Below are 20,443 nucleotides of genomic sequence, written 5' to 3' on the forward strand. Positions count from 1 at the left end.
AGTGATTTCCTCAAAGATTTCAGTCTATGCGCCCGAACCAGGCGCCGTAGCCGCCAAGCTCGATCGAACCGGTGCTCGCCTGCCCGGAAAACCCGTGTCCCGGCAAAGGTTGCAGTGATCGGCTGCCAAGGTCAACCTTGGCCGGCTTGGCGCCCAGGTTGAAGACGCAGACAACCTGCTCGTTGCCGGCGCGGCGCGTGAAGGCGACGGTGTCGCCCTCGCTTTCGATGAAGGTGATGTCGCCCTTGGCCAGAGCCGGATGGGCGCGGCGGAAGGTCAGGAAGCGCCGATAGTGCTCGAGCAGCGAAGCCTGGTCGCCTTGCTGGACATTGACCGCCTGCGCCAGATGCTTGGCCGGCACCGGCAGCCAGGGCTTGGCCTGGGAAAAGCCGCCATTCCTGGCGCCGCCATCCCACACCATGGGCGTACGGCAGCCGTCGCGGCCCTTGAACTCGGGCCAGAAGCGGATGCCATAGGGGTCCTGCAGGTCCTCGAAGCGCAGTTCGGCCTCGCCCAGCCCGAGTTCCTCGCCCTGGTAGATGCAGACCGAGCCGCGCAGCGACATCAGCAATGCCGAGATGACCTTGAGATAGGCGACAGGGTCGGCTTCGCCGGCGGCCCAGCGCGAGGCCGGGCGCATCACGTCATGGTTGGAAAACGCCCAGCACGACCAGCCGTCGCTGGCGACCTTGCCAAAGGCTTCCAGCACCGAGCGCACCTTGGCGGCGCTGATCTTTTCCGGCGCCAGGAAGTCGAAGGAATAGCACATGTGCACGCGCTTGCCGCCGGCCGTGTAGGCGGCCACGACTTCCAGCCCGCGCTGCGAATCGCCGACCTCGCCGACGGCGGCGGTTGCCGGATATTCGTCGAGCAAAGCGCGGAAGCGTTCGAGGAAGCCGAGATTTTCCGGGCGGCTCTTGTCGTAGAGATGGTCCTGGTAGTTGTAGGGATTGACCGCCGGCGCGGTCTGGTCGTTGCGTTCTTCCGGCGGCAGCGGCGGATTGTTTTCCAGGCCCTGACTGTGGAAGTAGAAATTGATCGTGTCGAGGCGAAAGCCGTCGACGCCGCGTTCCAGCCAAAAGCGGGTGACGTCGAGCAGCGCATCCTGGACTTCGCGGTTGTGGAAATTGAGGTCGGGCTGCTCGGCCAGGAAATTGTGCAGGTAATATTGCTGGCGGCTGGTGTCCCACTGCCAGGCCGACCCCCCGAAGATCGACAGCCAGTTGTTGGGCGGCGTCCCGTCGGGCCTGGCGTCCGCCCAGACATACCAGTCGGCCTTGGAATTGCTACGGCTCGACCGGCTTTCCTTGAACCAGGGATGGATGTCGGCCGTATGCGACAGCACTTCGTCGATCATCACCTTGAGACCCAGCCGGTGCGCCTCCGCCGTCAGCGCGTCGAAATCGGCCAGCGTGCCGAACATCGGGTCGACGTCGCAATAGTCCGAGACGTCATAGCCGAAATCCTTCATCGGCGATTTGAAGAAGGGCGAGATCCAGATGGCGTCCGCGCCGAGCGCGGCGATGTAGGGCAGCCGTCCGATGATGCCCTTGAGGTCGCCGATGCCGTCGCCGTTCGAATCCTGGTAGCTGCGCGGATAGATCTGGTAGATCACCGCGCCTCGCCACCAGTCGCGATCGATGGCGAGGTCGGGGTTCGAACTGGCTTTCAAAGCGGATTGCATGGTTTCAGCCTCCTTTCACCGAGCCGGCGAGCAGCCCGCGGACGAAATAGCGCTGCAGTGAGAAAAAGACGATTAGCGGCACGATGATGGTGATGAAGGCCGATGTCGTCAGGATCTCCCAGTTGCCGCCGCGAGAGCCGAGCAGCGCGTTGAGCTTGGCCGTCAACACGATCTGGTCGGGTGCCGTACCAAGGAAAACCATCGCCACCAGGAGATCGTTCCATACCCACAGGAATTGGAAGATGGCGAAGGAGGCCAGTACCGGGAAGGACAGCGGCAGCACGATCTTGACGAAGATCTCGAAATCGCTGGCGCCGTCGATGCGGGCCGATTCCATGATCTCGCGCGGCAGGCCGGCGATATAGCTCCTCAGCAGGTAGATTGCGAAGGGCAGGCCGAAGCCGGTATGCGCCAGCCAGATGCCGAGATAGGTCTTCGACGGCACGCCGAAGAAAGTACCGACGCCGTTATAGAGCTTGAGCAGCGGGATCAGCGACATCTGCAGCGGCACTACCAGCAGGCCGATGATGACCGCGATCAGCAGCGCACGGCCGGGAAACCGCATCCAGGCCAGCGCATAGGCGGCAAAGGCGGCGATCAGGATCGGGATGACCGTCGCCGGTATGGTGACGGTCAGCGAATTCATGAACGAGCGGCCGATGCCTTCCGAGAACAGCACCGTCTGGTAGTTGTCGGGGGTGAATTTCGGCGGCGCCGACGAAGCATAGTAGAGACGCTGGCCGCGGTCGCCTTCGAACGCCTTGGGCGAGGTCATGACGAAGCTGCCGTCGGCATTGACCTGCAGGGTGACGCCTTCACCCAGGTCGGCCGATGAGCCGGCCGGATATTGCGTCGGAGCGGCCGCCTTGACGCCGAAGGCGCTGATGTTGCGCTTGGCGCCATCGCCGAAAATGTTGCCCTCGAGAACGTACTTGCCGTCCTTCTGGGTCTGCGCCGTGGCGGGCGGCAGCCGCCCGGCCTCGGTCTGGCTGGAGCTGGCGAATGAATTCCACCAGCCCGAGGCGACTATCTGGTCCTTGTCGCGCAGCGACGAGACCAGGATGCCGAGTGTCGGAATGGTCCAGATGGCAACGAAGACCAGCACCGCTATGTGGACGCCGAAACGGCTGGCGAAGGATTTTCCGGTCGCGACGGCCATCTCAATGTCCTCCCGTCTCTTTGTTCGCCTGGCGGATGTTCCAGACCATGATCGGGATGACCGCTATCATGATGATGATGGCAATCGTTGCGCCGCGGCCGAAATCGCCGCCGCCTCGGAACATCCAGTCGAACATCAGATTGGCCAGCACCTGGCTGTTCCACTGGCCGTTGGTCATGGTCAGCACGATGTCGAAAACTTTGAGCACCAGGATGGTGATGGTGGTCCAGACAACGGCGATGGTGCCCCAGATCTGCGGCACCATGATCTTCCAGAAGATCTGGAACGGGTTGGCGCCGTCGATGACCGCGGCCTCCAGCGTCTCTTCCGGAATGCCGCGCAACGCCGAGGACAGGATGACCATGGCAAAGCCGGTCTGGATCCAGATCAGGATGATCATCAGGAAGAAATTGTTCCAGAACGGCAGCGATATCCACACCTGCGGCTGGCCGCCGAAATGCTGGATGATGGCGTTGAGCAGGCCGATCTGCACCTGGCCCTCGCCGCGATATTCGTAAATGAACTTCCAGATCACGCTGGCGCCGACAAAGGAGATGGCCAGCGGCAGGAAGATCAGGCTCTTGGCGATCGTGCCCCACCAGATCTTGTCGGTGAGCACGGCGATGATCAGGCCGAGGAAGGTGCAGGCCGCCGGCACCACGGCCAGCCACAGCAGGTTGTTCAGGATCGAGCGCCGGAGGTCTGGATCGCGCAAAGCCCACTCATAGTTGGCGAGCCCGACGAAACTGCTGCCGCCGCGGTCGAGGAAGGAGAGCCATAGCGTCGCGATCACCGGGTAGATCAGGTAGATGGTGAGAATGATCAGCGCCGGGCCGACGAACAGCCATGGCCGCACAAGGCCCTGCCGGCGCAGATTGTTGACGGCAGCCGTGCCGGTGACCCCGCGCGAAGGGAAGGTCAGGTCCAGCAGTTTGTTGGCGCCCCAGAAGTAGGCGACACAGCCGCCGACGCCGATGATGATGACGAAAATGGCCGAGAAAATCTGAGCCGCCATGGGTCCCTCTCCCTGCGCATGACCAGCCAGGCAAGCTGGCGGTCGGATGCACCGACTTTGTGAGTCATTCGGAACAATCGAAACGCGAAGGCTTCCGGCGTATGCCGCCGGTCGGACCCGGGCCGTGGCCCGGATCCTGCAGGAGGATCAGTAAGGTTCCAGCTTGCCTGTTGCGATCTACTTGATTGCGTCCCAGCTCTTCTGGATGTCGGCGGCCACGTCCTGGGCGGACTTGCCGCCGACCAGATCGATCATGCCGGTCCAGAATGAGCCGGCACCGATCTTGCCGGGCATCAGGTCGGAGCCGTCGAAACGGACTGTCGTCGCTCCGACCAGGATCTCGCCCTGCTTCTTCAGCGCATCGCTGCCATAGGCATCCTTGTTGGCGCTCTTGAAGGGGGTGACGAAGCTCTTCTGTGCCATCCACAATTCATGCGCGAGCGGCATTTCGAGGAACTTGATGAACTCGCGCGATGCCTTGGAATCCTTGGTGATCATCACCAGCGTTCCGGCGACCTCCAGCGGCGTTCCGAGTTCCGGCTTGGAGGCGTAGGGCGGGTAGGGGAAGAAGTCTGCGTCCTGGCCGAGCTTCACGCCCTCCGGGAAGAAGGACGGGATGAACGATGCCTGATGGTGCATGTAGCACTTCGGCGGCACGGTGAAGAGCCCCTTCGGGCTGTCGCGGAAATCGGTCGCCGCCACTGCCTTGGCGCCGCCATCCACCATCTTGTCGTCCGTGGCGATCTTGCCGAAAATGTCGATGGCGCTGACCACCGCCGGGTCGGTGAACGGGATCTCGTTCTTGACCCACTTGTCGTAGACTTCCGGCGGCTGCGTCCTGAGCATGATGTCCTCGACCCAGTCGGTCGCCGGCCATCCTGTCGCACCGCCGGAACCAAGCCCGATGCACCAGGGCTTGCCGCCATCGGCGATGATCTTCTTTTCGAGCTCGGCCAGTTCCTCTTGCGTCTTCGGCACCTTGTAGCCGGCTTCCTCGAAATTGTCGGGCGAGTACCAGACCAGCCCTTTCACGTCGATCTTGTAGGGAAAGGCATAGAAGGCCGACTTGCCGTCCTTGCCGGTATAGGTGCCGAGTTTGGCCCAGGAGTCGCCGGCGGCGTAGTTTTCCTTGATCCAGGCGGCGACGTCGTCGCCCAGCGGAGTCAGCACGCCCTTGGAAGCGAGGTCCTGGATCAGGCCCGGCTGCGGCAGGACGGCTATGTTCGGCGGGCTGCCGGCCTGGGTATCGATGACGATCTGCTGCTCGTAGTTTTCGGACGAGGAGTATTTCACCTCCGCGCCGGTCGCCTCGGAGAAATAGTCGAGCACCGAACGGACAAGCGTCTCATCCTCGCCGCGCCACGGCCCGAAGATGGTCAGCGTCTCGCCCTTGAGGTCGACCTTCTTGAGGTCTTCAAAGTTTGCCCAGTTGAAGCGCTTGTCCTCGCCTGGCTTGAACTTCAGTTCGGCATGCGCGGGCGTATTCAGGGCGAGCGCACCAAACGCAACACCCAGCAAAAGCATTTTCTTCATCGGTATTCCTCCCAGTGGGTCACACACACCGGACGGAACCTCCATTCCGCCCGCCGACGCCGCAGGACTGTGACTCAGTCGCAAGGGAACCGCAACCTTTCGAAGAGCCTTCCAAAGCGCTTTGGCTTTTTGGATCACGCCATTGAATCATCTGAAAGTCAAGAGGCTCGGTAGCTAATCGATTTAATTTTGCAGATTATGCCGCCGAAAAGTGCACCGCAGCATGCTTTTTTGGCAGCGCAACAGCAATTTTCGTTTCAAACTGACTCCAACCCCGACTATGGTCATCTCGATACCGTCGCGCCTTTGTGGCGATTGGGTCGATTCAATTTAAAAGCGCTTTGAGGGAATGGAGGCCGTTGTGAACCTCAAGCAGCTCGCGCATATGCTGGCGCTTTCGCAGACCACGGTAAGCCGGGCACTGAATGGCTATCCGGAGGTCAACGAGGAGACGCGCAGGCGCGTCATGGACGCCGCCAAGCGCCATGGTTATCGCCCCAATCCGAGCGCGCGGCGGCTGGCGACCGGCAAATCCGGCATGATCGGCTATGTCCTGCCGACGGGTGCGGCCGTCGACATCGATCCGCATTTTGTCGAGTTTCTGTCCGGCCTCGGCGACTATGCCCGCTCGCACGAGCTCGACCTCGTGCTGTCCCCGGCCGACGCCGACGACCAGGAGACGACCTATCGGCGCATCGTCGCCAACCGGCAGGTCGATGCCGTCTATATCTCTTCGCCGCGGCCGCAGGACAGTCGGGTGGCGCTGGTCAGCACGCTCGGCATTCCCTTCCTCGTCCATGGCCGCAGCGAGGGCTTCGATTTCGACTATCCCTATCTCGACATCGATAATGAGGGCGCCTTCCACGAAGCGGCGCGGCTGCTGGTCCAGCTCGGCCACCGGCGGCTTGCGCTGATCAATGGCGACGACCGCGAGACCTTCGCCATCCATCGCGAGCGCGGCGTGCGCCGGGCGCTCGCGGCAAGCGGGCTAAGCCTGGGCGAACGCCATGTCTGCTCCGTGGTCATGACCGAAGAGAACGGCTATCGCGCCACCAGGCGCCTGCTCGAGGAGGGCGACGCGCCGACGGCGATCGCCTGCTCCAGCCTGATCATGGCGCTGGGCGTCGTGCGCGCGGTGCGCGACCTCGGCCTCACCATTCCCGGCGATGTCTCGCTGATCGCCCATGACGACGTCTTCCCCTGGTTAAAGCCGGAGAATTTTTCGGTGCCGCTGTCGACGACGCGCTCATCCATCCGCCTTGCCGGCGCCCGCGTCGCCGAACGGCTGGCGGCGCGGATTTCGGGGCTGGAAGAAGGCGCCCGCGGTGAAGTCTGGCCGGTCGACCTTGTGGTCAGGGGATCGGTTGCGGGAGCGCCGGGTTAGGGGTCGAAACTCATTCACTCCGAGCGACGGGGTTCGACCCCGGTAATCGTGCGGAACGGTAGGCCGCCTCCCACGTTAGCGCATGACGGGCGACATGACGGGCTGAGAGGAGGCAAATATGGTTTCGTGGAAAGGCACTTGGCGCAATCAATACGGCTCGGTTGTGATTATCGAAGATGATAGTGGTGGCATGATCCGGGGTGTCTTCAGGACAGCGTTGCCGGACAGCAGCTTCTCCGGGATGGTGGTGCCATTCTATGGCGCCGCTCATGGAGATGTGATTGGCTTCACGTCTGCGGCGTCGGGAAAGGCGGGGCCCGCGGCTGTCAGCTACACCGGCATTGTTCGAGACGGCAAGATCGAGATGTTGTGGCACACGGTGGCCGGACAGGTGCTCTCAGCCGAGGCGGAAGGTGAGCCCGCAAAGCTGACCACGGTTGGAGCATGGCGCGCCTTCGGGACGAGCCTAGACACCTTTGAGCGCATTGACTGAGCGATCTCACTGGTTCGCAGCCACGTTAAACTCCAAGCTAACCTTAGTCGCTTGCCGCCCCGGCGGCCTTGATGTCCAACAAGCCGTAGCCGAAATCATTGTCTCTGCCCTTGGGGCCGAGATCCTTGGCGGTGGCTGCCAGCGCTTTCTCGATGTCGTCGGCCGAGCGGTCGGGCGAAGCATGGAGGAGATTGGCGATGGCGCCGCTGACGATCGCCGCGGCGAAAGAGGTGCCGGTGACGACGTCCGAGCCGGCGCCGCTCGGCGCCACCATCTCGACGCCGGGCGCCGAGATGAAGATATAGGCGCCGCGATTGGCCTGCGGCATCAGTCCGTCCTCGGCGTCGGTCGCGGTCACCGCGATGACGCCGTCGAAGGCGGCCGGATAGCCATAGGGCGCCTTCGGCCCGTTGTTGCCGGCGGCGGCGACCAGCACCATGCCGAGCGCGCGGGCATTGCGGCAGGCGGCGCCGAGCAGGTCGTTCTTCGGCCCGACGAAGCTCATATTGATGATACTGACATTCTGCTCGGCCGCCCAGTCGAGCGCCGACAGGATGACGTCCATGGTCGACTTGCCGCCTTCGAAGGCGCGGGCGTGGTAAATCCTGGCGCCCGGCGCCATGCCTTCCAGCGCGCCGACGCCGGCGATCAGCCCGTCGATCGAGGTGCCATGGTCGCGCTTTTCGACCGGTACGTCGGGCATGGCGTCGAACTGCGCGGCGATGACACCGGCCAGTGCCGGATTGGTGTCGTCGATGCCGGTATCGATGACGGCGACGCGGACGTTTTGACCGCTCGCCTGTTTGGCATCGAGCGCGATACGGTCAAAGGCATAGTTGACGATGCCGGCGGCCTGCTGCAGCGAGTAGATGTGGTTGGGCTCGCGCCGCTGCGTCCGGCCGTCGGCGGCAAGCTGCGCCAGCACGACGCCGACGGGGCGACCATCGGGAATGCCGAAGCGTACCAAAGTGGTGCCAAGCAGCCTCGACTGGCGCTGCGAGCGCACCTGGAGGCCGAAGGAGGCGGCGATCTGCTGCACGGCGCCGGCATCGCCGTCGACCGTCACCAGCACCTCGTCGGGCACAAATTCGCCGGCCACGGCGCGCGGAGGCTGGACGGCGACGAGATCGGTCGGCGAGACGATCGGCCCGCCGGCCGGAGGGCCGGCCTGATTGTTGCCGGGCGGCGTGACCGGTTCCGGCGGCGGCGTCGGCACCGGTGCCGGAGGCGCGACCGGATTGGGAAACAGGTCGACGATCAAGGCGGGAAGAAAGACGGCCGCCGCCTGGGCAGGGCCCGCACCGCCGGCATTGCCGCTGGCGCTGCCGTCCTTGGCGCAATCTGCGCCGGCCGCGTTGGTGCCGTTTCGGCAGTCGATTTTCGTCTGGTCGCTCTTGGCGGCATTGGTCTGTGCCGACGCAGGCACGGCGGTGATTGTCATCGCCGCCGCCACGATTGCCGCAAATCGAAGGGCCGCCTCAGCCGCCATCAACCGGTTTCCTTCCCTCGATCACAGTGTCGGCGAATGGCTGGGCTGCAATAAGGCCAAGCTGCTTGGCATAGTCGGCTGCGTTGGCGGCGGGAATGCCGATCCGGAACACGCTGTCTGCGGTCGGTCCACCGATGACCTTCAGCCCGTTGCTGCCGAGGAATGCCGAAATGTCCGACATCTTCGCATCCGGTTTGAACTTGACCAGGGCGAACGGCATTTCTGCCAGATCGTCTTGCGCGCCGGCAATCTCGAAATCCTTGCCCTTGCCGCCGGGCTGCACCAGGGACTGCATCGCGATCAGCGCCAGCAGGACCGCGGCCGTCGCCCAGGCGACGCCGACCGGCACAGCCATGAAGCGGCTCCAGGCCTGCGCCAGCCAGGACGAGCCAGCCGGCTTGCGTGCAGGGCCGGCCTCGGCATCGAGCGCCTTGGCGAAGCGGCTGAGCGCATCGGCTGGCGGGCGGATTGCTTCATTGGCGGCCGATGTGCCGGAGAATTCGGCCTCGGCCTCGCCAAGGGCTGCCATCGCCGCCGGATCGGTCGCCAGCCACTCCTCTACGGCTTCGAGGTCGGAGCCTTCCAGCGAGCCGTTCAGATAGAACGGCAGCAGCGTTTCCATTTCGTCGCGACGCGACATTTTTTCAGCGGCGCTCATGGCCACCCCCTGTCGTAACCGGCGGCCTTGAGGGCCTCGCCGAGTTTCTTGCGGGCGTAGAACATCCGGGTCTTGACCGTCGCGACCGGGATGGCGAGCACCTCGCCGATCTCTGTCACCGACTGCCCGTGATAATAGGCAAGATCGATCACCGTGCGGTGTTCTTCGGGCAAGGCGTCGATGAAGCGGCGTAAGGCGGCGGCCTTGTCCTCTTTCATGGTGACGACCTCCGGCGTGTCGGCGCTGTCCGGCACCGCGGCGGCCGCCTCGTCGTCGATCCAGTCTTCCTTCTTCTTGCGCAGCAGCGACAGCGCCTTGAACCGGGCGATGCCCAGCAGCCAGGTCGAGACTTCGGAGCGCCCTTCGAAGCCCGGCGCCTGGCGCCACAGCTCGAGGAACACCTCGTTCGCGATATCGTCAGCCATCATTTCCGATCCCGTCTGGCGCGCCACGAAGCGGTAGACGCGCGCGTGGTGACGCATGAACAGGAGCCGCACGGCGGCACGGTCGCTCTTCGCGACCCGGTCGACAAGCGCGCGATCGGTCTCCGTCGCCGCCGTCATGGCCGGTCGAGCCGCCTGGCTCCTGCCTGCTCTGTCGCCGATCGGTCCAAAAAGGTTCATCCTCCGCCAAGGAATTTGCGGAGGCTAACCGAAGAGCGGGGCGGTTGCCAGTAGGGACGCCTTCCTTCCCCCCTTGTGGGGGAAGGTGGATCGGCGCGCAGCGCCGAGACGGATGAGGGGTGGTCCAGCGGAGTGAGACGTTGGCGTTCCCTGGAACACCCCTCATCCGTCGCCTCATCCGTCGCCTTCGGCGACACCTTCTCCCACAAGGGGAGAAGGGAAAGCCGCCCTCACCCCAAGAAAGGCTTCGCCTTCATCGCCGCGGGCACCGGCACGCCGAGCCGGCTCAGCACCGTCGGCGCCAGCTGCAATTGGTCGAGCAGCGTATCGGCCTCAGGCCCTTGGCCTTGTCCGAAATAGTACAGCGCGAAATCCTGCATCTCGTCATCATGGCCGCCATGGTGGCCGCGGTCGGTCTGGCCGTGATCGGCGGTGACCATGACCTCGTAGCCGGCCGCGATCCAGCCCGGCAGGAAGGCGGCCAGCATGCCATCCATCGCATAGACCGCATGGTCCATCTCGTGGCAGTCATGGCCGAAGCGATGGCCCATCGAGTCCAGTGTGCAGGTGTGCAGGATGCCGTAGTCGATCCCGTGGCGTTTGGTCAGCATGGTCAGCGTCGCGAACAGATCGACATCGCTCGGCGTCATCTGGTTGCGGGCGTTGTAGCCGGTCATGGTGTGGAAGCGGCCATGCGTGATCGGCCCGCCCGGCTCGTCATATTCCATGTCCTCGACCAGGTCGAACGGGTAGGAGCGGAAGAATTCCGACCAGTAGGAATGGGTGACCGCCCCGGTCTTGCCTCCGGCCTTGCTGACTTCCGAGAAGATGTCGGGCTGCGCGACGCGGAACCGGTTCTCGTTGGAAAGAATGCCATGCACCTGCGGCGACACGCCGGTGTGGATGGAGGCATAGCAGCAGGCCGAGGTCGACGGCAGCACCGAGCGCATCTTCCAGACCCGCGCCTCGCCCGATTGCACCCAGCCTTCGAGATTGCCCATCAGCCGGCGCCAGTTGCGATAGGGAACGCCGTCGAGGATGATCAGCAGAAGCTTGGATTTGAGCGCCATGGGCTGCTCCATGCAGTCTTGTCATAGAGGGCAGGGATGGGGTCCCGGGCCCGACCAGCAGGTCGTTAGTTCCCCGCGCTGGCCATGCGCCGCCCCTTGATCGCCTTTTCCAGCCAGCCGATCTCCATCTCAGGGACCGACGACAGGAGAAGGTCGGTATAGGCGTCGAAGGGCGGCGTCAGAACCTTGCTCTTCGAACCGTAGCGGACCACTTCGCCGCGATACATCACCGCGATCGAATCGGCGATCGACTTCACTGTCGCCAGATCGTGGGTGATGAAGAGATAGGCGACCTTCTCGTGCTGCTGCAGGTCGAGCAGCAGCTTGAGGATGCCGTTGGCCACCAGCGGATCGAGCGCCGAGGTCACCTCGTCGCAGATGATCAGCTTCGGTTTGGCGGCGAGCGAGCGGGCGATGCAGACGCGCTGCTTCTGGCCGCCTGAAAGTTCCGCCGGATAGCGGTCGACAAAGCCCTTACCCATTTCGATCTCGTCGAGCAGTTCGGCGACGCGCTTGTCGCGTTCCCTGCCGCGCATGCCGAAATAGAATTCGAGCGGCCGGCCGATGATGGTGCCGACGGTCTGGCGCGGGTTCATCGCGACGTCGGCCATCTGGTAGATCATCTGCAGCTGGCGCAGATCTTCCTTCGGCCGGTCGGCGAGCCGGTTGGCGAGCGGCCGCCCATCGAAGGTGACAGTGCCTTGCTCGGGCGGCAAAAGGCCGGTGATGGCGCGCGCCAGCGTCGACTTGCCGGAGCCGGATTCGCCCACCACTGCCAGCGTCTGGCCGGGGTAGATGTCGACCGACACGTTCTTCAGCACCTTGACGTGGCCGCCGCCATAAGCGGCGGTGACGTTCTTCACCGACAGGAACGGCGTGGCGCCGGGGTTCTGCTCCTGGTGCTCGATCTCATGCACCGAGACCAGCGCGTTGGTGTATTCCTGGCGCGGCTCCTTGATGATCTGGCGGGTACCGCCCCATTCGACCAGCCTGCCATGGCGCAGCACCATGATCTCGTCGGAGACCTGGGCGACGACGGCAAGGTCGTGGGTGATGTAGAGCGCCGCCACATGGGTGTCGCGGATGGCGTCCTTGATCGCCGCCAGCACGTCGATCTGCGTCGTCACGTCGAGCGCCGTTGTCGGCTCGTCGAAGACGATCAGGTCGGGTTCCGAGCACAGCGCCATTGCCGTCATCACGCGCTGCAACTGGCCGCCCGAGACCTGGTGCGGAAAGCGTTCACCGATGGTTTCCGGGTTCGGCAGGCTGAGCTTCCTGAACAGCGCGACGGCGCGCTTTTCGGCCTCGGCGCGTGTCGCCGTGCCATGCAGCAGCGTGGCTTCCACCACCTGGTCCATCAGCCGGTGCGCCGGGTTGAAGGCGGCCGCCGCCGACTGCGCGACATAGCAGACCTCGCGGCCGCGCAGTTTGCGGAAACCTTCCTTGCCGCCCTTCAGGATATCGCGGCCGTTGAGGATCACTTCGCCGCCGGTGATGCGCACGCCGCCACGGCCATAGCCCATCGACGACAGGCCGATGGTCGACTTGCCGGCGCCGGATTCGCCGATCAGGCCCAGCACCTTGCCCTTTTCCAGTGTCAGCGAGACATCGTGCACCAGCACGATGTTCTTTGGCGCTTCGCCGGGCGGATAGACCGTGGCCTCGATGCGCAGATTCCTGATATCGAGCAGCACGCCTGGCTTGGGTTGTCCGGGCTTCGCGTTGCTATCAGCCATCACCCGCGTCCTCCCTTCAGGCTTGTCGTGCGGTTGAGGATCCAGTCGGCGACAAGGTTGACCGAGATGGCGAGCGCGGCGATCGCCCCCGCCGGAATGAGTGCCGCGGCAATGCCGAAGACGATGCCGTCCTTGTTCTCCTTGACCATGCCGCCCCAGTCGGCGTCCGGCGGTTGCACGCCAAGGCCGAGGAAGGACAGCGTCGACAGGAACAGCACCGCATAGATGAAGCGCAGGCCGAGTTCGGAGACCAGCGGCGACAGCGCGTTGGGCAGGATCTCGCGGAAGATGATCCAGGCGCTGCCTTCGCCGCGCAGCTTGGCCGCTTCGACATAGTCCATGACGTTGATGTCGACGGCGACCGCGCGCGAAAGGCGGTAGACGCGGGTCGAGTCGAGAATGCCCATGACCAGGATCAGCGTCACCAGGTTCGTCGGCAGCACGGAGAGCACGACCAGGCCCATGATCAGGGTCGGGATCGACATCAAGAGGTCGACGAGGCGTGACAGGATCGTGTCGAACCAGCCGCCAAACACCGCTGCCGAGAAACCGAGTATGGCGCCGAGCGAGAAGGACAGAGCGGTGGCCAGCACGGCGATGAACAGGGTGATGCGGGCGCCGTAGATCATGCGCGACAACAGATCGCGGCCGAGATTGTCGGTGCCCAGCCAATGCGCGGCCGACATTGGTTCCCAGACGTCGCCGACGATCTCGGCATTGTCTTGCGGCGAGATCCACGGCGCGAAGATCGCCGCCAGCACGAACAGGGCGGTCAGCACCAGGCCGATCAGGGCAGGGATGGGGATGCGTCTTATATCGAGCATGCCCGCCCCCTCACTTTGGATGTCTGAGACGCGGATTGGCGACGATTGCCGCAATGTCCGCGATGATGTTGAGGCTGATATAGACGGCGGCAAAGATCAGGCCGACCGCCTGCACCACCGGCACATCGCGCTTGGTGACGTGGTCGACGAGATACTGCCCCATGCCGGGATAGACGAAGATCACCTCGACGACGACAACGCCGACGATGAGATAGGCGAGGTTGAGCATGACGACGTTGATGATCGGCGCGATGGCGTTCGGGAAGGCATGCTTGCGGATGACGGCGAAGGCCGAGAGCCCCTTGAGCTCCGCCGTCTCGACATAGGCCGACTGCATGACGTTGAGGATCGCCGCGCGCGTCATGCGCATCATGTGGGCCAGCACCACCAGCGTCAGCGCCGTCGCCGGCAAGGCGATGGCCTGCATCCGCTCGCCGAAGGGCATGCCGTCATAGACGGTCGAGATGGCGGGGAACCATTGGTGCTGAACCGCGAAGTAGAAGACGAGCAAGTAGCCGATGAAGAATTCCGGGAAGGAGGTCGAGGCGAGCGCCAGCCCGGAGATCAGCTTGTCGACCCAGCCATTGCGGAAACGCACCGCTATCAGGCCGAGCGTTATGGCCAGCGGGATGGCGACGATCGCCGCCCAGAAGGCGAGGAACAGCGTGTTCCATAGCCGGCCCTTGATCGAGGTGGCGATATCCTGGCCGCTCGACATGGCGGTGCCGAGGTCGCCGGTCAGCACGCCGCCGAGCCAGTGGAAATACCTGACATAGGCCGGATCGTTCAGCCCGAGCTGTTCGCGCAGATTGGCGAGCGACTCCGGCGTCGCCGATTGTCCCAGAATGGCTTGCGCGACGTCGCCGGGCAGGATTTGCGTGCCGGCGAAGATCAGGACCGAAATGGCCAGCAGAAGGAGGATGCCCAGCGCGATGCGCTGGGCAATTAGCTTCAGGATGGGTGAGGACATCTCCGCAAAGCCGGACTCAGGCCTGCAGCCAGCACTTCGCCAGGGCGTAGCCGTTCATCAGTTCCTGGTGCGGATCGTCCACCCAGCCATCGACCTTGGCGCCGGTGGCGTCGATGAACTGGTTGAACATCGGCAGGATCAGGCCGCCTTCGTCACGCACCATGACGGCCATGTCGTGGTACATCTGCTTGCGCTTGGCCTCGTCGAGCTCGGCGCGCGCCGCCAGCACCATCTTGTCGAAGTCCGGGCGCTTGAAACGCGTGTCGTTCCAGTCGGCGGTCGACAGGTAGGCGGTCGAGTACATCTGGTCCTGCGTCGATCGCCCGCCCCAATAGGAAGCGCAGAAGGGCTGCTTGTTCCAGACCTCGTTCCAGTAACCGTCGCCGGGCTCGCGCTTGAGCTCGATCTTGATGCCGGCCTTGGCCGCGCTCTGCTGGAAGAGCTGCGAGGCATCGACCGCGCCGGGGAAGGCGACGTCCGAGGTCCTCAGCAGAACGGTGCCGTCATGACCGGACTTCTTGTAGTGGAACTTGGCCTTGTCGGGATCGTACTTGCGCTGCTCGATTTCGGTGAACAGCGGATAGGACGCGTTGATCGGGAAGTCGTTGCCGAGCGAGCCATAGCCGCGCAGCACCTTGGTCAGCATCTCTTCGCGGTCGATGGCGAGCTTCAGCGCCATGCGCAGGTCGTTGTTGTCGAAGGGCGCCGTGTTGCAATGCATGATGAAGACATAGTGGCCCGGACCCGCATGGTTGCGGATGGTCACGCCCGGCACGCGCTTGATCAGGTCGACGATCTTCGGCTCGACGCGGTTGATCATGTTGACCTGGCCGCCCTGCAGGGCCGCCGTGCGCGCCGTCGCGTCATTGATGACGATGACTTCGATCTGGTCGGCATGGCCCATCTTGTCGCCCTGCCAGTAATTGGCAAACCGTTCGGCGCCATGGCGCACGCCGGGCTCGTTGGTCTTGACCACATACGGGCCGGCCGAGATGCCGGCATCGGGCTTGTCCTTGCCGCCATTGGGCTGGACGATCAGGTGATAGTCGCTGAGCAGGTAGGGAAGGTCGGCATTGGCCTCCTTCAGCGTCAGCACCACTTCCTTGCCGCTGGCCTTGATGGTGTCGATGCCCTTCATGTAGCCGAGCGCGCCGGACTTCGATTTCTCGTCGGAATGGCGCTCGAGCGTGGCGGCCACGTCCTCGGCGGTCACGGTCTTGCCGTTGTGGAATTCGACCCCGTCGCGGATTTTCAGAGTCCAGGTCTTCGCGTCGTCGGATGAGCCGATCTCTTCGGCGATGCGGTTCTCGAGCTTGCCGTCCGGCGACAGCTCGACGATCATTTCGCCCCAGCACTTGCCGAAGGCGAACGGCACCTGCGTCATGAACAGCGCCGGATCGAGACTGTTGGTGGATTCGCCGCCGACCAGGCCGGCCTTCAGCGTGCCGCCCTTGACCGGGCCTGCCGCGCGCGCCGCGCTTGAAAGCAGCGAATTGGCGAAGGGCGCGGCGATGCCGAGCGCTGCCGCGCGACCGAGAAAATCACGACGGCTCAGCTTGCCTGCTGCGACACGCCGGCTAAGGAATTCCAGTTCGTTCGACATATTGAGTTCCTCACTCTGTTGGTTCGACTCTACGGTCGATTTTTGTTGTTAATTCTCCCTGAATAATGAGGGTAAGCTAACGCCGTAAGCAAGACCGAATGCGACATGCCGTGGCGTAAATCGTACGTCGCATTTGGACCAAGGGCGTCAGCGCTCAGACAAGCGCACGTGGAATTTTCTCCTCGAAATTGCGCTCGAAGACGATTTGTTCGCCCTCATAGGCCTCGATTCTGGCGCTGACGATGAAGTTTTGTGCGTCCGATCGCATCTCTGCCCATGTCTCGGTTCGCACCGACCATCCATTTCGCGACAATGTCTGCGTCCAGTGTGTTTTCCCAGAGGCCGACAATGGATTGTCAGGATGGATCGTCCATGTTTCGCGGGCGATGCTGCCATTGACCAGGCAGTGGTCGAGATCGCGCACCTCGCCGAAATCATCCGCAATGGAAAGCGTGACGATTCCGGTCTTTTCGTCGCGATCGACATGGCGTTCGGAATTCGCTGCACGGGTCGTCTCGGTGGCCCAGGGCGCAGCACCTTCCGGCTCGGCGAACGTCGCTTCGCCGCCTTTCGCCAGCGGCCGCAGCGGCAAGGCAAGTGTCGCCGCCGACAAGCTTAACTGCACCGGCTCCGGCGACGGCCAGATCATGGGCCAATAGGCGTTCGACACGGCGACGCGCAGGCGGTGGCCGGCCGGCACGCGGTAGGCGCATTGATCGAGCACGACGCGCGCCGACACGGTCTCGCCCGGCGCCAGTGCCTGCGGGAATTCGTGCGAGTCGCGATGTGTCAAATTGAGCACACCATAGGAGATCAGTTCGGAAGCGCCGTCGGGATGGACGTCGCAGAGCCGCACCGCGATGTTGGCCTGCGGGCGATCGGAAGCGAACGTGACCTCGACTTCCGGCGCGCCGACAATGTCGATGGTCTCGGCGAGTTCCGGTTGGTCGAAACACACCGACAGTGCATCGTCGGGACGCTGGTCGCCCGGCAATTCCGGACCGAAGGTGAACGGAAAATATTCGCCGCCGGCGAGCCCACAATTCTGCGGCGAGGCGACAATGGTTGGTTGGCTCCCCTTGGGCAGCAGTTCGATGGCCTGGGTCTTGATCGCGGGTGACGGCCATTGTTGCTCGGCCACCCAACGGCCGGGCCGCTCGGGGTGCCAGCGCGCCGGACGCACGCTGTCCATCACATAGGCGCGGTAGGCGGGATCGCCCTCGACGCCGGTCTCGGTGCCCTTCAGCCAATGGTCCCACCAGCGCAGCGCCTCCTGCAGGAAGCCGATGGCCGGCTGGGGGCCGGCATAGTGCGGGTATTTGTGGATCCAGGGGCCGACAATGCCCCTGACCGGCGCCTCGATGTTGGTGACCAGGTGCGAGATCGTGTTGCGGTAGCCGTCATGCCAGCCGCCGATCGACAGAACGGCGGCCTTGACGGCCGAAAAATCCTCGCAGATCGAGCCGCGCTTCCAATAGGCGTCGCGATGCTGGTGGCTGAGCCACAGCGGCAAAAGGAAGGGCTGGTTCTCCAGTCGGGTCAGCCACAGATCGCGCCATCTGTTGTCGCCGGCGATCAGCGGGTCCGGCGGCCGCGACGAGTAGGAGAGCATGGTCGAGGCCCAGCCGAAATTCTCGATCAGCAGGCAGCCGCCCTTGTAGTGGATGTCGTCGGCGTAGCGGTCGACGGTCGAGCACAGGCTGATCACCGCCTTCAGCGCCGGCGGCTGCTTGGCCGCAACCTGCAGGCAGTTGAAGCCGCCCCAGGAGATGCCCATCATGCCGACATTGCCGTTGCACCAGGGCTGAGCCGCCGCCCAGGCGATGACGTCGCAGGCGTCCTGCAATTCCTGCTCGGAATATTCGTCGTCCATCAGCCCTTCGGAATCGCCATTGCCGCGCATGTCGACGCGGATCGAGGCGTAGCCGTGGCCGGCGAAATAGGGATGCGTCAGCTGATCGCGAAAAATGGTGCCGTCACGCTTGCGGTAGGGCAGGTGCTCGAGGATGACAGGCACCGGATCGTCGCCGGCATCCTCCGGCATCCACACCCGCGCGGACAGCCGGCAGCCATCCGGCATGACGATGCCCATATCGGGGAATTCGACGACCTTGCGGGGAAATTCGGTGATGGTTTTCATGGGTGCGCATAACGCCCCGCGGCACGGCAAGTTTCAATCGCCATTCGCGACTGGAGCAGCGAATTATGCGACCTGTACTGCTAGCTGCAGCGCACCCTCAGTTCAGCGGAATGTCGTTTTCGCCCTTGCTCGCCTGGTAGGCGCCGGACAGCGCGTCATAGCGTGCCGAGATCTTGCCGATGCGTGTCTCCAGCCGCCGGCGTTCCGCCTCGGGCAGCGCCCGCACCATCCTGCGGATGGAAAAACTCTTCCAATAGGCATTCTGGGCGTTGTAGCCGCCTGGGTCGAGGGTGAAGACCTCTTTCAGGATCTTCAGGTCGTGCGGGATCGCAAAGCTGTCGCGCGAATCCTCGTGGCTGAAGAGATAGTAGAAATTGTCGAAGCCGGTCCAGGTGATCGCCGACAGGCAGAGCGAGCAGGGCTCATGCGTGGCGATAAACAGAGCGTCCTTGGTGTCGACGCGCTCGGCTTTCGGCATCTCGTAGAACCGCTTCAGGCAGTGCACCTCGCCATGCCAGAGCGGATTTTCGATCTCGTTGTTGGTTTCGGCCAGCACCAGCGAGTGGTCGTCCTTGCGCAGGATCGCCGCGCCGAACAGCTTGTTGCCATGGGCAACACCCTCGGCCGTCTTCGGCACGATATCGTGCTCGATAACGTCGAGCAGGCGGTCGATCAAGGAAATGTCGGTCATGGGGATCAAAAGCTTTCAGGGGAGATGGATCTCGTAGGCGTGCGAGAAATGAAACTCTTCGAGATTCGAGCCGTCGCCGCCGCGGTCGACGATCAGGAAATCCTGTGGCTCGCCAAGCGGCGTCAGCACGCCGTGCCAGAGATTGCGCGAATAGTTGATGCCTTGTCCGGGCGCGGTGATGAAGGCGTGCGGTTCGCCCGGCCCCTCCTTGCCGTCAAGGCAGACGACGACCAGGAACGGACGCGGCGACAGCGGAATGAAGGCCTGGCTGCCGAACGGATGCCGCTCGACCATGGTCAGTTTCAGCGGCAGTTCGTAAGGCGTGCCGCGCACCATCGAGATCAGCACGCGCGCGTTCGGTCCCGTGGCTTCAGCGGTGGCGAGGTCGTGGTAGCGCTCGGCCTTGCCGCCATTGATCGGGTAATGGTTGTCGCCACCCATGTCGATGACATCGCCGAAGGGGGCAAAGGCCTCCCGGGTCAGCTTCTGTGCTGTGATGCGGGTCACCGCGCGCGACCGCCGATGCCGACGCCGCCGAGCTTGGCGTGCCGGTTGACGTCCTTGTAGAGCAGGTAGCGGAACTTGCCGGGGCCGCCGGCATAGCAGGCCTGCGGGCAGAAGGCGCGCAGCCACATATAGTCGCCGGCCTCGACCTCGACCCAGTCCTGGTTGAGGCGATAGACCGCCTTGCCTTCCAGCACGTAGAGCCCGTGTTCCATCACATGCGTCTCGGCGAAGGGAATGACGGCGCCCGGCTCGAGCGTGACGATGGTCATATGCATGTCGTGGCGCAGATCGGCGGGATCGACGAAGCGGGTCGTCGCCCAGCGGCCTTCGGTGCCCGGCATCGGCGACGGCGCGATCTCCTGCTCGTTGGTGAAGAAGGCTTCCGGCACGTCGAGACCGTCGACCACTTCGTAGGCCTTGCGGATCCAGTGGAAGCGAACCGGCGCCTTGCTTTCATTGCGAACGGTCCAGCCGCTCGCCGGCGGCAGGAAGGCAAAGCCGCCGGGCCGCAACATATGCTTCTTGCCGGAAAGCAGAACGGTCAGTTCGCCCTCGACCACGAACAGGGCGCCTTCGGCGCCGGCGTCGGGCTCCGGCCGGTCGCTGCCGCCGCCAGGCTCCACCTCGACAATGTATTGCGAGAATGTCTCGGCAAAACCGGACAGTGGCCGCGACAGGATCCAGACGCGGGTCTTGTCCCAGAACGGCAAGGCGCTGGTGACGATGTCCCGCATCACGCCCTTGGGAATGACGGCGTAGGCCTCGGTGAAGACGGCGCGGCCTGTCAGCAATTCAGATTGGCCGGGATGGCCGCCATGCGGTGCGTAATAGGTGCGCTCTGGCATCCTGATCGTGTCCATGGGT

At 63.8% G+C, this 20,443-nt stretch carries 18 protein-coding genes; 2 read left to right on the plus strand and 16 right to left on the minus strand.

The window, feature by feature from the left end; translation table 11 throughout:
- Positions 1 to 19: 19 nt before the first annotated feature.
- The 4 genes from CK227_RS03350 to CK227_RS03365 form a co-directional block, all read right to left on the minus strand.
- On the minus strand, positions 20 to 1,684 hold the full coding sequence (locus CK227_RS03350) for an alpha-glucosidase family protein (protein WP_095771551.1): 1,665 nt from the start codon (positions 1,682 to 1,684) through the stop codon (positions 20 to 22).
- Positions 1,685 to 1,688: 4 nt separating this feature from the next.
- A complete protein-coding gene (locus tag CK227_RS03355; RefSeq protein ID WP_095771552.1) occupies positions 1,689 to 2,843 on the minus strand; it encodes a carbohydrate ABC transporter permease in 1,155 nt (384 codons plus the stop codon).
- Position 2,844: 1 nt separating this feature from the next.
- Positions 2,845 to 3,858, minus strand: coding sequence for a sugar ABC transporter permease (locus CK227_RS03360; RefSeq protein ID WP_095771553.1), 1,014 nt, complete (start codon positions 3,856 to 3,858; stop codon positions 2,845 to 2,847).
- A gap of 177 nt (positions 3,859 to 4,035) precedes the next feature.
- Entirely contained in the window at positions 4,036 to 5,391 is a 1,356-nt protein-coding gene (locus CK227_RS03365) for an ABC transporter substrate-binding protein (RefSeq protein ID WP_095771554.1), read from the minus strand.
- Positions 5,392 to 5,752: 361 nt separating this feature from the next.
- Between CK227_RS03365 and CK227_RS03370 the strand changes: the two genes are divergently transcribed.
- Together CK227_RS03370 and CK227_RS03375 are read left to right on the plus strand one after the other, a co-directional pair.
- Positions 5,753 to 6,775 carry a substrate-binding domain-containing protein gene (locus CK227_RS03370; protein ID WP_095771922.1) on the plus strand — a complete coding sequence of 341 codons (1,023 nt, stop codon included), beginning with the start codon at positions 5,753 to 5,755 and terminating at the stop codon, positions 6,773 to 6,775.
- A gap of 118 nt (positions 6,776 to 6,893) precedes the next feature.
- Positions 6,894 to 7,268, plus strand: a complete 375-nt coding sequence (locus CK227_RS03375; protein ID WP_095771555.1) for an avidin/streptavidin family protein — start codon at positions 6,894 to 6,896, stop codon at positions 7,266 to 7,268.
- Positions 7,269 to 7,311: 43 nt separating this feature from the next.
- Here CK227_RS03375 and CK227_RS03380 read toward each other — a convergent pair whose 3' ends face one another.
- From CK227_RS03380 to CK227_RS03435, 12 genes are all read right to left on the minus strand, one after another.
- Positions 7,312 to 8,757, minus strand: a complete 1,446-nt coding sequence (locus CK227_RS03380) for a S8 family serine peptidase (RefSeq protein WP_095771556.1) — start codon at positions 8,755 to 8,757, stop codon at positions 7,312 to 7,314.
- Positions 8,747 to 9,415: an anti-sigma factor gene (locus CK227_RS03385; protein ID WP_095771924.1), complete on the minus strand. Its 669-nt coding sequence runs from the start codon at positions 9,413 to 9,415 to the stop codon at positions 8,747 to 8,749. The genes CK227_RS03380 and CK227_RS03385 overlap by 11 nt, the downstream gene beginning before the upstream one ends.
- Positions 9,412 to 9,978 (minus strand): sigma-70 family RNA polymerase sigma factor, encoded by a 567-nt coding sequence (locus tag CK227_RS03390; RefSeq protein WP_095771923.1) that lies wholly within the window; start codon positions 9,976 to 9,978, stop codon positions 9,412 to 9,414. Before CK227_RS03390 ends, CK227_RS03385 begins: the two co-directional genes overlap by 4 nt.
- Positions 9,979 to 10,268: 290 nt before the next feature.
- Positions 10,269 to 11,108 (minus strand): alkaline phosphatase family protein, encoded by an 840-nt coding sequence (locus CK227_RS03395; protein ID WP_095771925.1) that lies wholly within the window; start codon positions 11,106 to 11,108, stop codon positions 10,269 to 10,271.
- 65 nt (positions 11,109 to 11,173) lie between these two features.
- The gene (locus CK227_RS03400; RefSeq protein ID WP_095771926.1) at positions 11,174 to 12,844 is read right to left on the minus strand and encodes an ABC transporter ATP-binding protein; all 1,671 of its coding nucleotides are present in this window, start codon (positions 12,842 to 12,844) and stop codon (positions 11,174 to 11,176) included.
- The gene (locus CK227_RS03405; protein ID WP_095771557.1) at positions 12,844 to 13,668 is read right to left on the minus strand and encodes an ABC transporter permease; all 825 of its coding nucleotides are present in this window, start codon (positions 13,666 to 13,668) and stop codon (positions 12,844 to 12,846) included. Before CK227_RS03405 ends, CK227_RS03400 begins: the two co-directional genes overlap by 1 nt.
- Before the next feature lie 10 nt (positions 13,669 to 13,678).
- Entirely contained in the window at positions 13,679 to 14,638 is a 960-nt protein-coding gene (locus CK227_RS03410) for an ABC transporter permease (RefSeq protein ID WP_095771558.1), read from the minus strand.
- A gap of 16 nt (positions 14,639 to 14,654) precedes the next feature.
- The gene (locus CK227_RS03415) at positions 14,655 to 16,241 is read right to left on the minus strand and encodes an ABC transporter substrate-binding protein (RefSeq protein WP_095771559.1); all 1,587 of its coding nucleotides are present in this window, start codon (positions 16,239 to 16,241) and stop codon (positions 14,655 to 14,657) included.
- Between the two features lie 154 nt (positions 16,242 to 16,395).
- Entirely contained in the window at positions 16,396 to 18,381 is a 1,986-nt protein-coding gene (locus CK227_RS03420) for a CocE/NonD family hydrolase (RefSeq protein ID WP_095771560.1), read from the minus strand.
- Between the two features lie 97 nt (positions 18,382 to 18,478).
- A complete protein-coding gene (locus CK227_RS03425; RefSeq protein ID WP_095771561.1) occupies positions 18,479 to 19,072 on the minus strand; it encodes a nucleoside deaminase in 594 nt (197 codons plus the stop codon).
- A gap of 15 nt (positions 19,073 to 19,087) precedes the next feature.
- Positions 19,088 to 19,579: an ureidoglycolate lyase gene (locus CK227_RS03430; RefSeq protein WP_095771562.1), complete on the minus strand. Its 492-nt coding sequence runs from the start codon at positions 19,577 to 19,579 to the stop codon at positions 19,088 to 19,090.
- Positions 19,576 to 20,439, minus strand: coding sequence for a bifunctional allantoicase/(S)-ureidoglycine aminohydrolase (locus tag CK227_RS03435; protein WP_095771563.1), 864 nt, complete (start codon positions 20,437 to 20,439; stop codon positions 19,576 to 19,578). The genes CK227_RS03430 and CK227_RS03435 overlap by 4 nt, the downstream gene beginning before the upstream one ends.
- Positions 20,440 to 20,443 lie beyond the last annotated feature (4 nt).

It is taken from the genome of Mesorhizobium sp. WSM4308 (genome assembly GCF_002294905.1).
Taxonomy (GTDB): domain Bacteria; phylum Pseudomonadota; class Alphaproteobacteria; order Rhizobiales; family Rhizobiaceae; genus Mesorhizobium.

Excerpts from the sequence above, each read along its gene's own strand:
- CK227_RS03350 (WP_095771551.1), bottom strand. The coding sequence starts at position 1,684 with ATGCAATCCGCTTTGAAAGCCAGTTCGAACCCCGACCTCGCCATCGAT.
- CK227_RS03355 (WP_095771552.1), bottom strand. The coding sequence starts at position 2,843 with ATGGCCGTCGCGACCGGAAAATCCTTCGCCAGCCGTTTCGGCGTCCAC.
- CK227_RS03360 (WP_095771553.1), bottom strand. The coding sequence starts at position 3,858 with ATGGCGGCTCAGATTTTCTCGGCCATTTTCGTCATCATCATCGGCGTC.
- CK227_RS03365 (WP_095771554.1), bottom strand. The coding sequence starts at position 5,391 with ATGAAGAAAATGCTTTTGCTGGGTGTTGCGTTTGGTGCGCTCGCCCTG.
- CK227_RS03375 (WP_095771555.1), top strand. The coding sequence starts at position 6,894 with ATGGTTTCGTGGAAAGGCACTTGGCGCAATCAATACGGCTCGGTTGTG.
- CK227_RS03380 (WP_095771556.1), bottom strand. The coding sequence starts at position 8,757 with ATGGCGGCTGAGGCGGCCCTTCGATTTGCGGCAATCGTGGCGGCGGCG.
- CK227_RS03385 (WP_095771924.1), bottom strand. The coding sequence starts at position 9,415 with ATGAGCGCCGCTGAAAAAATGTCGCGTCGCGACGAAATGGAAACGCTG.
- CK227_RS03390 (WP_095771923.1), bottom strand. The coding sequence starts at position 9,978 with ATGACGGCGGCGACGGAGACCGATCGCGCGCTTGTCGACCGGGTCGCG.
- CK227_RS03395 (WP_095771925.1), bottom strand. The coding sequence starts at position 11,108 with ATGGCGCTCAAATCCAAGCTTCTGCTGATCATCCTCGACGGCGTTCCC.
- CK227_RS03400 (WP_095771926.1), bottom strand. The coding sequence starts at position 12,844 with ATGGCTGATAGCAACGCGAAGCCCGGACAACCCAAGCCAGGCGTGCTG.
- CK227_RS03405 (WP_095771557.1), bottom strand. The coding sequence starts at position 13,668 with ATGCTCGATATAAGACGCATCCCCATCCCTGCCCTGATCGGCCTGGTG.
- CK227_RS03410 (WP_095771558.1), bottom strand. The coding sequence starts at position 14,638 with ATGTCCTCACCCATCCTGAAGCTAATTGCCCAGCGCATCGCGCTGGGC.
- CK227_RS03415 (WP_095771559.1), bottom strand. The coding sequence starts at position 16,241 with ATGTCGAACGAACTGGAATTCCTTAGCCGGCGTGTCGCAGCAGGCAAG.
- CK227_RS03420 (WP_095771560.1), bottom strand. The coding sequence starts at position 18,381 with ATGAAAACCATCACCGAATTTCCCCGCAAGGTCGTCGAATTCCCCGAT.
- CK227_RS03425 (WP_095771561.1), bottom strand. The coding sequence starts at position 19,072 with ATGACCGACATTTCCTTGATCGACCGCCTGCTCGACGTTATCGAGCAC.
- CK227_RS03435 (WP_095771563.1), bottom strand. The coding sequence starts at position 20,439 with ATGGACACGATCAGGATGCCAGAGCGCACCTATTACGCACCGCATGGC.